Genomic DNA, 15,636 nt, shown 5'->3' with positions numbered 1-15,636 from the left:
GCGATGATCGAGCTCGACAAGGCCCCGGTGGTGCACTGCGTCCCAATGCTCGTCCAGGACAAGCCGCGGTGAGACCTGACTCCAATCTGTGGAACGTCATGGGCGAGCCGGCCAGTCCTGCCGAGGCTGCAGCGCTCGACACCTTCCGCGACCTGCTTCCCGACGACGGTATCGCTACCGCATGGGCGAACCTCACGTTCATCAACGATCAAGGGCGTACAGCGGAGGTCGATGTTCTCTTGCTCACTACCCAGGGGATGTACCTCGTCGAGCTCAAGGGCTGGCACGGCAGGGTCACCGGAACCGCGCAGCGGTGGAATCAGGGTCAGCGGAACTCCGAGAACCCCAGGCTGCTCGCCGACCGCAAGGCGAAGTGGCTCAAGGGCCTTCTGCAGGACCGGGCACCCCAGGCAGCGAAGGCGCTGATCCCGCGAATACATGCGGTCGTTGTCATGCATGGTGAGGGCAGCACCGTCGACATCGCAGCCCCGGGCGACATCGGCGTCCTGACCCTCGACGGCTACCACGTCAAGTCGACGCCGCGCCTAGTCAAGTTCTCCGACTTTCTTTCACAGCCGCCGCACGACTTTCGTCAGCAGTTGGATCTCCAGAGGGTGAAACGAGTCCGCGCGCTCTGCGACGCGGTCGGCTTTACCCCGACGCCGAAGACCCGAACGGTTGGGGACTTCGTCGTGAGTGATGATGAGCCGATTGCGCAGGGTCGGGATTGGCAGGATGTGCTGGTCAGTCTCCCGGCGTTGCCGGGGGTCAAACGGCGGCTGAGACTGTACGACGTACCAGCTACGGCTTCTTCTGCCGATCGGCAGCACATTGAGCAGCTTGCCCAGCGCGAGTTTCAGCTCACGCAGGACCTGCGTCATGCAGGTATCGCTGTCCCGCTCGACTTTAAGCGAACCGATGACGGTCCTGCCTTGGTGTTTGAGCACGATGCACGAGAACTGCCGCTGGACGCGTACATGGCGGGGGAAGGGGCGACGTTGGATCTCAGCCAGCGAATCGCCCTGGTGATTCGCTTGGGAGAGATCCTCAAGTTTGCGCACAACGTCCACTTACGTCACCGTGCGCTGTCGCCCCGACGTGTGTGGGTAACGCCCGTGAAAGACGCATTGCCCCAAGTCATCATTCGCGACTGGTATTTCGCCCAGCGCGACAGTTCCACCCGCAATGGGTCACGACTCACCGCGATCAGCGCGGGTGTTGACGACTTGATGGGTGTCGCCGACCAGAACGACTGGATCTGGCTCGCCCCCGAAGCTCGCCACTCTGTCGAAGGGTTACCGCCGATTCCGCTCGACATCTACGGCTTGGGAGCGCTTGCCTATCTTGTTTTGACGGGTAGGCAACCGGCCGAGACCTTTGTCGAGTTGGAGCAGAGGCTGGTCGAGGCGGGCGCACTCGATCCGCGCGCAGCTTCCCCCGGCATGCCCGACGATGTGGCCGAAGTGATCACGGAGGCGACTAGCGCGGTGGAATCGACGCGCCCGTCCACGATCGAAGAAGTGCTCGCTCGCCTCCAGGAGGCGAGCGACGATCTGCGGCGCGGAGAGAAGGTCGACGGTCCGACGCCCATCGATGATCCTGTCGATGCGCAGAGGGACGACATTATCGCCGACCGGTTCATTGTCGCCGGCCGCCGCGGCGAGGGGTCGAGTGGTGTCGCCCTCGGTGTCTACGACACTGACTCTGACGACCCCAATCGTGAACTGGTCATGAAAGTCGCTCGCACCGAGCCTGCGGGCCGGCGACTCTCACTCGAAGCCGACGTACTCCGCGCACTCGATGATCGCCGGATCGTGCGGCTCATTTCCGGACCGCTCGATGTCGGGGACCGTCGTGCCATCCTGCTGAGTGACGCAGGAAAAGAAACGCTCGCAACTCGGCTGTCCAAGGAGGGACGTGCCACTGTCGGCCAGCTCGAGCAGTTCGGAAGCCAGCTACTGGAAGCAATGATGTACCTGGAAACGCGAGGCGTCTTTCACCGCGACATAAAGCCGTCCAACTTGGGGATCATTCCGGATCCGGGTACCAGGCGGCCGTCACTGGTGCTTTTCGATCTTTCGCTCGCAAGCGAAAGTGTCGACAACATTGCGTCGGGAACACCGAGCTACCTGGACCCGTATTTGGGCCGAGGTCGCCGGCAAAAGTACGACCGCGCCGCCGAGCTGTGGGCGGTGTCGACCACATTGTTCGAGATGGCGACCACCCAGCTTCCTTGGTGGGGAGAGGGTGCGGGGCGTCCCGCCGACCAGAGCGACGCACCCATCATCGAACCAACGAGTTTCGAGCCGGCTGTAGCGACTCAACTTACCGCGTTTTTCCAGCGAGCACTGCACCCCCAGGCAACAGCAAGATTCAGCAGCGCGGATCAACTGGCTGTCGCGTGGCAAGGAATCTTCGCCGACCTCGACACACAGGAAGACGGGGCCGGCGGTAGCGACGAACTGGCCGACAGTGCAAGCCTTGACACTCCGCTAGATCGTGCGGGCTTTTCTGCTCGAGCGTTGTCCCCCCTCGCACGGCTGGACGTGACGACCGTGGGTGAACTTCTCGGCGTGCATCCGACTCGGATCAACTCGATTCGCGGACTGGGGGAGAAGTACCGCAAGGAGATCCAAGCAAGGATCCGTGGCTGGCGGGCAAGGCTCAGTCGTCCGCAAGAGACTCCCGCAGATCAGCCGATGGGCACCGAGCGACTGGTTGGCGCCCTCGTCGGACAACTCACCGGTGCAGAGAAGGTAGTTGTCGAGCGTCTCCTCGGATTGACGGGAGACGTTGTCGCAGGCGACTGGCCGTCGACTGCGGACACAGCACAGTCGCTCGGGAGAACCCGAGATCTAGTTGCCCACTCTGTGGACAAGGCTGTTGGAACATGGAGTAAGTCGACAGGTCGCGCGCTCGACGCAACGCTCGCCGAAGTTTCCACCTTGATGGCACGCACCGGGCGCGTGACGACTGTGCCGTGGCTAGCGAACGCATTGGTCGTTCAGCGCGGCTCCCTGCTCGATGGCGAAGAGCGCCTCCGTCACGGCACTGCTCTGCTACGAGCCGCGTACGAGTTCGATGCTCGTAGCTCGGACGAGCCGGCATTGGAACTACGACGAGGTGTGGGTAAGCGCGCCAACGTCATAGCGTTGCGCGAGACAGCGGACCCCGATGAATCGGCCGAAGAATTTCCGCCGGCGGAGGTGCTGACAGAGGCCGCCATCGAATTGGGGCGCAAGGCGGATGAGTTAGTTGCTACCGGAGTGGTCCCGTATGCGACCGCGAGCGGTGCCCTCACGGATCTCTTGAACGAGGTCGGCGCGACTGCACTCGCCTCGCTGACTGGTCGTCAATTACTCACATTGGCGGCGTCGGTCTCGATTAAAGCCGCTGTATCCAGGTTCGATGAGCTCTATCCAGTCGACCTTGATCCGCGGCAGGCGGTCGAACTCGCACTACGCGGCAAGCCTGGCCGGAGCATCAGCGAGTCCGCGGTACGTAAGAGTGTGACTGCGCGGTTCCCGCGAGTCGGCCTACCGTCGGCGCGATCTGAACTCGACAAGCTCGTCTACCAGGTCTTGCCTGGGGTTGTAAACCACGACGGCGTGTACGAGCTTGTCTCCGAGAGGAGTTCGACCTCCCTCACAGCCACCGGCCTGACTGTGTATGCGCCGGAAGCGGTCTCGGAGGCCGCCAAAAAATTGGTGGGATCGCTTTCTCGCCACGGCGTAGTTGTGTTGACAACGCCTACCAAGCGTTACGAGAGAGCTACGCGCGAACTTTCAAGCAAGTACGTAGTCAACGTCCTCGACGTCGCATCGATGGTCGTGTCCTCCGCGCGTGCACATGCGGCGGAGAACGGCGTGCCGTGGGAAGTAGTTCTGGGGGCAGATGCCGCGGATAGGAGCCGAAGCGATTGGGCGAATCTCGTCCGTCTAGTTCGGGAGGCCGTAGCTCCCCGTTGGCACGAGCAGCTCGCAAGAAACGAGCCGCTGCTCATCATCAACGCCGGCCCTCTCGTCCGATACGGCATGGCTGAACTGCTGTCGCATCTGCTCGACGTTGGTACGCCTCGTCCGGCCGCCCGCTGGCTACTTGTGGCCAAGCAGGGCAGCCAGGCCTACCCGTCACTTGAAGGCGCGAAGGTGCTGACCGGGACGAGCCCCTGGGTCGAGCTGCCATCCGACTTCTCTTCCCTGACCGCCGCAAGTGCCCCAGGAGCCCAATAGTGATCAATTCGTCCGCTCTGCTCGCCGACGTGAAGGGGCAGTTGAAGGTTCTCCAGACTGATTTAAAGGAACGTGCAGAGGACCCGACGAACTCTTGGGGCGTGCGCCTGAAGGAGGAGTACGCCGAAGCTCTCGGTCGGGAGCGGACCGGCTGGTCGTGGGTGAACTGGCGCGACAACGAGGTCGATCAGGCCGCAGTCGCGTGGATTGTCTCGTCGACGTTTCTGCGCTTCTGCGAAGACAACGACCTGCTCGCCGGTGCCAAGATGAACGGCTTGCCGACCGCCATCGGGTGGATCGCCGGGCCCGGTGACCGTGTGCAGCGGGCCGAGGAGAATCTCACCGCGTACTTTCGGGAGAATCCCACCCATAACCGTCGGCATTGGCTGCAGCAGGGGTTCGGTGTTCTCGCGGCACAGCCTGCAGGTGCTGCTCTGATCGACCCGAAGCACAATCCAGTGTGGACCGCCGAAATCAGTCCAGAATCGGCGACCGCCTTGATCGCGTTCTGGCGTCGCACCAACGAAAATGGCCTGCTCGTTCATGATTTTGTCGATGCAGGGTTGGAGACACGTTTCCTAGGCGACCTCTACCAAGACCTATCAGAGCATGCCAAAAAGACCTATGCACTCCTGCAAACTCCGGTGTTCGTCGAGGAATTCATCCTCGACCAGACGCTGACGCCAGCTGTCGCTGAATTCGGTCTCAAAGGGCTCAAAGTCATCGATCCATCATGCGGGTCGGGCCACTTTCTTCTGGGCGCGTTCGAGCGGCTCAACCAAGCATGGTTGGAAGCTGCACCTGGTCTCGACGCCAAGGAGCGTGTGCGTCGTGCCATGGGTTCCGTCCACGGCGTCGATATCAACCCTTTCGCAGTCGCGATTGCCCGGTTTCGGCTCACCGTCGCTGGTCTGAAAGCAATGGGTGAGAGTTCTCTGGTCGGAGTCTCGGCAATTGGGTTTCGGCTCGCTATCGGTGACTCACTGTTGAGTGTTCATGGCACCGTCACCCAGACCTTCGATTTTGATGTGGATGAGCAGCTCCAGAATGCGTTCGTCTACGACACCGAAGACATCGACGAATACCTGGGGATTCTCGGGCGCGGTCAGTACCACGTGGTCGTCGGAAACCCCCCGTACATCACGCCGAAGGATAAGGCACTCAACGCGCTGTACCGGCTTTCGTATGTGTCGGCAGCTGGAAAGTACGCCCTCTCAGCGCCTTTCATGGAGTTGCTCTTCCGGCTCGCGATTCGGGGGGAGCAAGGTCAAGGAGCGGGTTACGTCGGGCAGATCACCTCGAACTCGTTCATGAAGCGTGAGTTCGGCAAGAAACTCATTGAGTATCTGTTCGCCGGTCACGACATCGGCAACCCGATCGACCTCGCGGCGGTGATCGACTCCTCGGGCGCATACATCCCTGGGCACGGGACGCCGACGGTGATCATTATCGGACGTCGCCGTCGTCCCATCGCTGATCACGTTCGTGCGGTCCTCGGTGTGCGCGGCGAGCCGGGGCAGCCGGCGAACCCGTCGAAGGGATTGGTGTGGACCGAGATCGTCGAACACGTCGGTGATCCGGGTTATGACGGCAGCTTTGTGACAGTAAGTGATCTCGATCGATCGACGCTCACCAGCCATCCGTGGTCATTGAGTGGTGGTGGTGCGTCGGACCTGAAGGCCCTGATCGACGACGCAGGAACTGCCACTTTGGTCGCGGTTAGCGACTCACTTGGGATCACGAGCTTCACTCTCGAAGATGACGTTTTCGTTCGGCCGAGCCGCGCCCTCGCTCGATTCGGCGCTGAGCTCACGCGACCGATGGTGCTCGGCGACGGACTGCGTGACTGGAACTACGACGGTGACTCAATCGCTATATTCCCGTACAACGGAGCTTTCGAAGCGGTGGATGTCGACGATTTGCCTGGGCTTATGCGGTTGCTGTGGTCGCATCGAACCAATCTCACCAAAAGTCAAATGTTTGGTGGGCGCACGAAGGTGGAGGACGGACTCAAGTGGTCCGAGTTTGGGCGGCTCACGTCTTCGAAGCTCGTCGCGCCCCTGTCCATTACCTTCGCGTTTGTGGCGACGCACAACCACTTTGTGCTCGACCGAGGCGGGAAGGTCTTCAACAGGTCGGCTCCGGTGATCAAGTTGCCGGAGAGCGCGACCGAGGACCAGCACCTGGAGCTGCTTGGGGTGCTGAACTCTTCTACGGCGTGCTTCTGGCTTAAGCAGGTAAGCCATGACAAAGGCAATGGCGGATACGGCGGAGGGATTGCCGATCAAGAGTGGGAGCGGTTCTTTGAATTCACCGGCACCAAGCTCCAACAGTTCCCCTTGCCCGCGGTACTTCCTCTTGAGCGGGCACGGGCGCTGGACACCTTGGCTGGCGACCTCGGCCTGAATACACCCTCGTCCGTTATCCAGCGGTGGCTCAGCGAACCGGCTGGGAGCCTTGTCGATGCGCTGGCGGTTGCGAACGCGAGTTGGCGCCAGCTTCGTGAGCGGTTGATCTTCGAGCAGGAAGAACTCGATTGGGAGGTCTACCGTCTTTACGGCCTGATCGACGAAGATCTCACGTTCAGCGGATCGGCAATCGATTCGGCCGCACTCGGTCAGAGGGCGTTCGAGATTGACCTCGCGCGCCGCGTGGCGGCTGGCAGTGAGGAAACAGTGTGGTTCGAAAGGCACAATTCGACACCGATAACCGACTTGCCATCGTTTTGGCCAGACGACTATCGGGCACTCATGCGAAAGCGCCTGGACCTCATGGAAGCTGATCGCAGCATCCGTCTGTTGGAGAAACCGGAGTACAAAAGACGCTGGGCCACAACGGATTGGTTAGCGCAACGCAATGAGGCGTTGCAAGACGCGATCCTCGATCTGCTCGAGGACCCCGCGCTGTGGAGAGATCCGCAGGGCCCAGTTGCGCGCTCGATCACGGAGCTTGCCGACCTTCTCCGGGCAGACTCGGTAATTAAGGAGCTCGCTCGGGCGCTCACTGGCGGCGCGGAGCCTGATCTGGCCGCTGTCCTCGGCGGCCTCGCGCCGGGTGATGCAGTGCCGTTCCTCGCCGCTTATCGCTACAAGCCGTCAGGCATCGAGAAGTATCGGACCTGGCAAAGCGTGTGGGCGCTTCAACGCCGTGAGGACGCAGGTGAGAAGGTTGCCATCCCGGTTCCACCGAAGTACGGCCAAGGTGATTTCGCAAAGGCGAACTATTGGAGGGCACGAGGCAAGCTCGACGTCCCCAAGGAGCGTTTTATTGCCTACCCGGGCTTTGCGCGAGAAGGTGACCCGACGCCGGTGCTTGGATGGGCGGGCTGGTCACACCGTGATCAGGCCCTGGCGCTGGCACGCGAGATTCCAGTGCAGCAGGCACTCGATGCCGAGGACAACGCGCCCGTTCCGCTCATCGCTGGCCTTGTCGAGCTGGAACCATGGCTGCATCAATGGCACTCGGAGATCGATCCACTCTTCGGAACCAGCCCGGCGAAGGTCATCGCCGGCGTCGTCCAACAGTACCTTTCCCGTATGCAGACCACCCGCAATCAGGTGACGGCATGGACGCCGCCCGCCGCTACCCGTGGACGGAAGGCGTCGAAATGACCGACCTGTCTCTACCTTTGCGCGATGCGATCAGCATCCCGCTCGCCGTCCATGACGACGACTTCGTCCTGCAGATTCACCGCGCGCAGGAGGCCGCATCTCAGACGCTCACCGATTATGTCGTCACCGAGTCGATTGCGGAATCGTTCGAAAAGGGCTTGACCCTGGTCGAGGCGACCCTTGATTCGGGTTCGTCGAAGGGCGCGTTCATCCACGGCTCGTTCGGTTCCGGTAAGTCGCACTACATGGCGGTGATGCATCTGCTGCTCACCGGCAATGCTCAAGCCAAAGCGCTACCAGGACTCCAAAAGCAGGTCGAGAAGCACAAAAAGTTGCTCGATCGAGAACTCCTCGCACTCGACTACCACCTGATCGGAGCCGAGACGTTGGAGTCGGCGCTCTTCGGCGGGTACCTCGCCACGATGAAGGCACGTCATCCTGACAAGCCTGTGCCCGTGCTCCACCGTTCGGACTCGCTTTTCGAGAACGCCGACCAGTGGCGCGCGCAACTGGGGGACGAGAAGTTCTTCGCCCGCTTCGAAGCCGAGGGATCGGGTTCCACTGGCTGGGGCAGATTCGCCGCTGCGCTCACCCCGGAGTTGTACGACGCCGCACGCATAAAGCCTCCAGGTGATGCAGATCGGCAGCGCGTCGTCGCGGACCTGGTGCGCACGTACTTTCCTGGGTTCGAGAACACGGGCACCTGGTTGGAGATGACAGAGGGCCTCCGTGCCATGACCGAGCACGCGAAAAGCTTGGGCTATGAGGGAGTTGTGCTTTTCCTCGACGAGTTGGTTCTGTGGTTGGCCAACCACCTGGGCGACACAGCGTTCATTCAGACGGAGACCTCCAAAGTGGCCAAGCTCGTCGAGACCGGCATCGGAGTGTTGCCGATTCCACTTGTATCCTTCGTTGCTCGCCAGCGCAATCTCACAGATTTCCTCGGCGGGGGCGGGGTTGGCGCAGAACAGGTCGCTCTGGATGAATCCTTCCAGTGGTGGGAGGGACGTTTCGAGAAGATCACCCTCGCCGCCGCTAACCTTCCACAAATCGTCCAGAAGCGCCTCCTCCTACCGACGACCGACGCTGGTCGCGATGCACTTGGCGCAGCGGTGGCTCGGGTGCGATCGAACCCGATGGCCTGGAAGCACCTTCTCACCGATGAAGTGGGTTCAGCTGCAGTCGATTTCGAGCAGGTATACCCGTTCTCACCGGCGTTGGTGGACGCAATGGTGGCACTCTCGGCAATGATGCAGCGGGAGCGTACGGCGCTCAAGATCATGAGCGAGCTGCTGTCTCGGGGCAGAGACGAACTGACCGTCGGCGACGTCATACCTGTCGGTGACCTGTTCGACGTGGTGGTTCTCGGCGACGCCGAACCGCTCGACGTCGGCATGAAGAACCTCTTCCGTTCTGCGCGCACTTTCTATACGCGCAAAATGCGTCCATACCTCCTGAACAGACACACCTTGACGGAAGACGAAGCGAAGGGGCTTGCGCGCAATCACCCATTCCGTCGTGACGACCGGCTCGCCAAAACACTCCTCATTGCGGCCATCGCGTCGGGCGCGGCCTCGTTGAAAGATCTCACTGCCTCGAAACTGTCGGCGTTGAACTTCGGCACCGTGGTGTCGATGATTCCGGGTCAGGAGGCGCTCCAGGTTATCGCGCTCGCCAGGGACTGGTCGGCCGAGTTCGGCGAAGTCACCATCGGCTCCCAGGCTTCTGACCCCGTCATAACCTTGCAACTGTCAGGTGTCGATTACGACTCAGTGCTTGTTCACGTTCAAAACGAAGACACGCACGAGAACCGTCGCAGTCTGCTGCGACGGCTTCTCGCAGACCAGATCGGGGCATCGCTGACTGGGACACTTGGAAGCGAGTATTCGCTCACTCACGTGTGGCGCGGGCAGAAGCGTGAGGTCGACGTCGTGTTCGGGAACGTCCGCGATGCGCGCGCACTTCCCGACATCGCACTCACCGCTAGCGGTGATCGCTGGAAGTTGGTAATTGACTTCCCGTTCGATGACGCGGGACACCCGCCGTCGGACGACGTGCTCAGACTGTTGCAGCTCAAGCAGGATGGGTTGGAGAGCGAAACGATAGCGTGGCTGCCACACTTTCTGACTTCGGCGCGTATGGACGACATCGGCAAGCTCGTGGTCCTCGACTATCTGCTGACCGGGGCGCGATTCGACCAGTACTCGACGTCGCTCCCTGTGAACGACCGCGAACCCGCACGGAGGCAGCTCAGCAACCAGCGTGATTCTCTGCGTGAGCAGGTCGTTCTTGCGCTGCGGCAGGCATACGGCGTTGATGCGGCAACTGACGACCACCTGGGCGACCGCGTCCCGGAGGGAAATACTTTTGTCACCCTCGCTCTCGGTTACGACCCGCAAAAGCCGTCCTCGCCGTCCTTCGCCGACACTGCTGTTTCGGTCCTCGGTGGTGCTCTCGATGCAAAATTCCCGAAGCATCCGAATGTGGACCGAGGGAGCGAAGAGGTTCTCAAAACTGAACTGGCACGTGTGTTGGACCTAGTTCGAACCGCGATGGCTGCGGGAGGTCGCATCGACACCCTTGATAGAGACACGGCCAAGAAGGTGCGCCGGGTCATCAGTGGTTACGGAGTGGGCACCCTGAGTGAGGTCACCTATGTGCTCGACTCAGTTCACTTCGGGTGGAACGACACCTTCACGCAAGCACTCGCCAGCGCACCTCCAACCGTCGGAGCGTTACGCGCCGCGCTCGAACCAACCGGTGTGACGTCGGCCGCCCAGGACCTATTGATCCTGGCATGGGTCGCACTGACAGATCAAGAGCTGCTCCGTCACGGATCGCCTCTTGATCCCCCAGGGATCGGCGGCCTCGCCAACGACACCACACTCCGGGAGCCGGCGCTCCCGGATCCCGAAGATTGGACCCGTGCGCTTGCTCGATCCAAGATGTTGTTCGGGATCGGAGCCAACGAGCACCATCGGTCCAGCGCTGCAGTCCGGCGACTTGGGGACCAGCTCAAGGTAAAAGCCACCGAACTCGACAGGGGAGCGAACAGCCTTGTGGAACAGCTGGACTCGCACAACACCACGCTAGGATTGCACGAATCGAGTGGGCGCCTGGGCACAGCACGCCGAGCGGTAAAACTGGTTAGTGTTCTGCGTGATGCTTCCGACAGTGTCGATCGCATTCGAGCCCTCGCCAAGTTTGACCTCCCCGAGGAACTGCAACCGCTCGCGAAATCGCTCGCCTCCGGCGCAGAGGTCGCCGCAGTTCTGCAGGGCGCGAACTGGGAACTACTCGAACAACTCCCGAGTCTCACGGGCGAGCGTGCAGCTGGCGTTCTGGTGACACTGCGCGGCGATGCTGACGCTGAGCAGATGCACGTCGATCTTGCTCCCTCGTTGACGGCGGCAGCGCGCGAGGTTACTCAGATACTCCTTGAGAAGCGGGACCGTGATGGCGGAAACACGGGTCCGGGTGACGACGAGGCCTCCAAAAAGGAGCGGATTCGCCGTGAGAAAGAAGAAAACGTACGCCTCGAACAGGAGCGAGCGCGTCGTGCGGAGGAAGAAGAACGACGTCTCGAGCAGCAGCGAGCACTCGAGCGGCGTGAGCAGGAGGCGGCTGATCGCGAGCGACGGCTTCGCGAGCAGGAGGATGAGCTACGTCGGCTTCAGGAGAAGGAACGACAGGAGGCAGAGACGCGGGCAAGCAGAGAGCACACCGTCGACGTCGATGGCGTCCGGCAGCTCGAAACGCTGCTGGCGAACTTGGCCGCGGAACTGAGTCAACCGGTCGAGGGCAAGACGCTGAGAGTGGACTGGCGATGGTTCTGAGCGAGCAAATTCGCGCGGTGTCCGTCTCGCCGGCCATGGTGCAGCAGCGAGCTTCCGACCTCGTCAAATCTGACGCCCAGATTATGTTGCTCCGCGCTCGGCCGTATTGGAAGCACGGGCCAGTCAGGGTTGGCGACGTTTCCGTCCGCGTGCTCGGGGGGGTGTCCCAACTTGCTATCCTCGACATCCTGTCGTCGCTGGGAGCCGGCGAACAGGCTGTCCTCCTCACCGACCGGCCATTGGATGATCTCGGTGATGCCGTTCTAGCCCGTGCCTACAGGCAAGGAATCGAGTTCCCCGACGAGTGGCAGGCGCTGCCCCACCTCTTCCCCGGTGCACTCGAAGTCGGGCGAGATTTGCGGCGGATCAGCTGGGCTGCAACATCTTTGCTTGACTATCAGCCCCCGGGCGGTTGGCCACGGTCACCGGAACCCGCGCTGACCAGCCGTCACGCCGTAGGATCGCTGCTCGCTCATATGCTGACGATCGACGCTGGAGCGCAACTTGACGGTGTTGTTCTTTTCACCGAACTCGGTCGACGGGAGGTACGAGCGGCCTGGGCTTCTGTCAACGACCAGCTCAGGCGCCATCTGATCGACTGGGCGGCGACCGAGTTGGGTGACGCTGCAGCGCTGGCCCTGCAGATCGTGGCGCGAAATGAGCACATCACGCCGCTGGCGGTAGGCCTGGTTACGGACGTCTTATGGCCGGGCACCGGCACCCCTCCTGCCGAAGCTCAGGTTGCAGCGAGGGTGCGCATCGAACGCTTCATCGATAGAAGAGCGGTCTCTATCGATGGAGCGAAAGCTCTTGCAGGAGCTGCCCGAGCGACGGTTCTGCGGCTGGAAGGCGATAATTCTTCCGAGCTGGGCCTGGCGCTGCAACAGGCCGAGAAGCTGTTCGACGATGTCGAATGGCCGGAGGGAGCGGAGCGTTCCGCAGTCCTGCGGGCCGGGTACAGCGCGCGCGTCCGTTTGCTTGCTTCGGCGCTCACCTCCGGTGTCGGAGTGGAAGATGCGTTGACCGGCATCAACGAACATCGTGATGCGGCCCTCTCGATAGCGCCAACGATGGCTGTGAGACTTCATCGCTGGCTCGCCACAGCAGAGGATTCATCGACGTCGCTCGGCAGCGACCTCCAACGGCAGCTGAGCGATGGCGCTTGGGTGGACGCGGCTGTTGGCGCCGTGTGGACCGGATCAGATGACGTTGCTGTCCGTAAGGCCTATCGATCGCTTCTCAACAAAGTTCACGAACGCCGGAAGCAACGTGACCGGGTCGTTGCGTCGAGACTGGACCAAGTCAATAGGAGCGACGGGGAAGGAGCGTTAGGCGTAGAGCGGTTGCTCGCAGAGGTCGTCGCCCCATGGCGTCGCCCCAGCGGCGTACTACTCGTAGTGCTCGACGGAATGAGTGCGGCGATCGCCACCGCGCTCGCCGCAGAGGTCGGCCGAATGGGTCTCGTCGAATGGGTTCCCTCGGCGACCCAGCAGCGGCAATCGGTTGTTGCGGCGTTGCCTTCGTTGACCAACGTCTCTCGTACATCGTTGTTCTGCGGTGAAGTTCGCTCAGGAGTAGGTGACGACGAAAAACGAGGTCTCGCTACGGCCTTTCCGGGTGCAAAGCTCTTCCACAAGAATGATTTGCGATCTGAGGGCGGTGCTGCTCTACCAGAGGCCGTGACCGAAGCCATCCAGAGACAGGCAGTGCCGGTCGTCGGAGTCGTCATCAACGCGATTGACGACGCAACTCACAAGAACGACACATCAGCTCAGGAATGGGATATCCGTTCCCTCGACCCCCTGCGGGCACTGTTGAATGCCGCACTCGCCGCTCAACGCACCGTCATTCTGACTTCTGATCACGGTCACGTTGTCGAGCGAACAAGTGAGGCTCTGAATGCCGTTGGTGCTGAGTCGCGTTGGCGCACTGCGGTGAGTGGGGCCGTAGTCGACGGTGAAGTCGCCGTGTCCGGTCCTCGGGTTGTCGCACCAGGCGGTGAAGCAGTCTTACTGTGGCGAAGCGACGCGCACTACGGACCACGGCACGCGGGCTACCACGGTGGAGCCAGTCTCGCGGAGCTTGCGATTCCAGTCCTTGTTTTTCAGGCGGCAATTGTTACTACCGGCGCCGATGGTTGGGAACAGGCTGCCCCGCAGGTTCCGCTGTGGTGGAACGACCCCGTCAACAGGGCCACGTCCACCAAGATCATTGCGGAGGCCAAGCCGCAGTCCAGAAAGGCCAGGAAGCCGGTACAGCCGAGTCAAGGTGACGGGCTCTTCGAGATCGATGGTGGATCAACAGGTCCAACCGGGCTGGTTGAAGCAGTGATCTCTTCCGCGACCTATGCGGAGCAGAAGCAGATGGCCGGCCGTCGAGCGCTCGACGACTCGACTGCGGGGGCGGTGCTGGGCGCACTCGTCGACCGCGGCGGCCGCGCTCATCAGGACACCGTGGCTGCCGCTGCGGGCATAGCTGCTATCGACTTCAGCCAGGTATTCGCTGCAGTGCGACGCTTGCTCAACGTTGACGGCTACGGGGTCATCGAGCTCGACACAGATGGCGTCACCTTGAGACTCGACGAGTCGCTCTTACGTGAGCAGTTCGAACTCGGGAATGCGCGATGACTGAGCTGCCCGGCATGAGCCCTCGTCGTCGCAGGGACATCGTCAATGCGCTCCGGCGCGGAACCGTGCCTCAGCAGGGCCTCGATATCTTGGCGGTCGGGTTGGTCAAGTTCGAGGATGCGGTCGACGAGGAGTTGCAGACGGTTTCGGGTGGTGGTGCCGTATTCAAAGCAGTTCGCGGTGAATATGGTTCTGGTAAAACCTTTTACACGCGTTGGCTTACCGAGCGAGCCAAGCGTGCGGGGTTCGTAACCACTGAGATACAGATCAGCGAGACCGAAACTCCGCTTCACAAACTCGAGACTGTGTATCGCCGGCTCACCGAGAATCTCGCCACGCCGACTACCCCGTCGGGAGCGCTGCGCGACGTTGTCGATGGTTGGTTCTACATACTCGACCACGACGCTAAGGACGGAGTGCCCCGAGCAGGCGGAGAGGAGACGCTCGACCTGCTTCAACGGCGCCTGTCCGGTATCTCGAAAGAGGCGCCCGCGTTTGCTGCGGTACTTCGCTCGTATCGGATCGCGCAGACGGCCGGTGACTCGGCAACGGCGGATGGTCTGCTGGCGTGGCTCGGTGGTCAGCCACACGTGGCGTCCTCGGTCAAGCGTGCTGCAGGAGTCCGTGGGGATCTCGACCACTTCGGTGCCCTGGGTTTTCTTCAGGGACTCCTGACGGTTCTGCGCGACTCGGACTATGCAGGGCTCGTCGTCGTGCTGGACGAGGTAGAGACGTTGCAACGCATGCGAAGTGATGTCCGCGAGAAGTCTTTGAATGCGCTGCGGCAGCTCATGGATGAGATCGACGGCGGCCGCTTTCCCGGGCTGTACCTCGTCCTCACCGGGACGCCGGCATTCTTCGACGGTCAGCAAGGAGTTCAGCGACTTCCTCCACTCGCTCAACGACTACAGACCGACTTCACAACCGACGCCCGATTCGACAACCCTCGCGCTACTCAGATCCGCCTCACGGGATTTACCCCCGATTCGCTCCTGGAGCTCGGTAGTCGTGTTCGCGACATCTACGCGTCTGGTGCGAAGGACCCTGATCGAATCAGGAATCTAGTGGATGACGACTACCTGAAGGACTTGGCCGCTGCGGTCGGTGGCGAGCTCGGGGGACGAACCGGCATCGCCCCCCGGCTGTTCCTGAAGAAGCTCGTGTCAGACGTCCTCGATCGCGTAGACCTTTTCGAGGACTTCAACCCGCGTCGAGACTACAAGCTCACAGTTGACGTCGGCGAACTCACGCCTGCAGAGCGCGAGGCGCACGTGCGTGGCGACAGGTCGCCTGCGGGGAGCGTCGATGAAATTGAGTTGGATCTTTAGCG

The 15,636-nt window shown here is 61.7% G+C and carries 5 protein-coding genes; all 5 read left to right on the top strand.

Annotated elements, in window-relative coordinates:
• Positions 1-98: 98 nt before the first annotated feature.
• From pglW to brxD, 5 genes are read left to right on the top strand one after another with little or no spacing between them, the layout of a single operon-like run.
• On the top strand, positions 99-4,232 hold the full coding sequence (gene pglW, locus HQ306_RS17360; protein ID WP_222632855.1) for a BREX system serine/threonine kinase PglW: 4,134 nt from the start codon (positions 99-101) through the stop codon (positions 4,230-4,232).
• Entirely contained in the window at positions 4,232-7,843 is a 3,612-nt protein-coding gene (gene pglX / locus HQ306_RS17355; RefSeq protein ID WP_308115456.1) for a BREX-2 system adenine-specific DNA-methyltransferase PglX, read from the top strand. The genes pglW and pglX overlap by 1 nt, the downstream gene beginning before the upstream one ends.
• The gene (locus HQ306_RS17350) at positions 7,798-11,679 is read left to right on the top strand and encodes a DUF6079 family protein (RefSeq protein WP_222632854.1); all 3,882 of its coding nucleotides are present in this window, start codon (positions 7,798-7,800) and stop codon (positions 11,677-11,679) included. Before pglX ends, HQ306_RS17350 begins: the two co-directional genes overlap by 46 nt.
• A complete protein-coding gene (gene pglZ / locus HQ306_RS17345; protein ID WP_222632853.1) occupies positions 11,670-14,306 on the top strand; it encodes a BREX-2 system phosphatase PglZ in 2,637 nt (878 codons plus the stop codon). The genes HQ306_RS17350 and pglZ overlap by 10 nt, the downstream gene beginning before the upstream one ends.
• Positions 14,303-15,634: a BREX system ATP-binding protein BrxD gene (brxD, locus tag HQ306_RS17340; protein ID WP_222632852.1), complete on the top strand. Its 1,332-nt coding sequence runs from the start codon at positions 14,303-14,305 to the stop codon at positions 15,632-15,634. The genes pglZ and brxD overlap by 4 nt, the downstream gene beginning before the upstream one ends.
• The last annotated feature ends 2 nt before the right edge of the window (positions 15,635-15,636 follow it).

This window comes from Rhodococcus sp. BP-160, assembly GCF_019836205.1.
In the GTDB taxonomy this organism is placed as follows: domain Bacteria; phylum Actinomycetota; class Actinomycetes; order Mycobacteriales; family Mycobacteriaceae; genus Rhodococcoides.
Note: the sequence above shows the minus strand (reverse complement) of the source record. Positions and strands in the feature narration are given on the sequence as shown.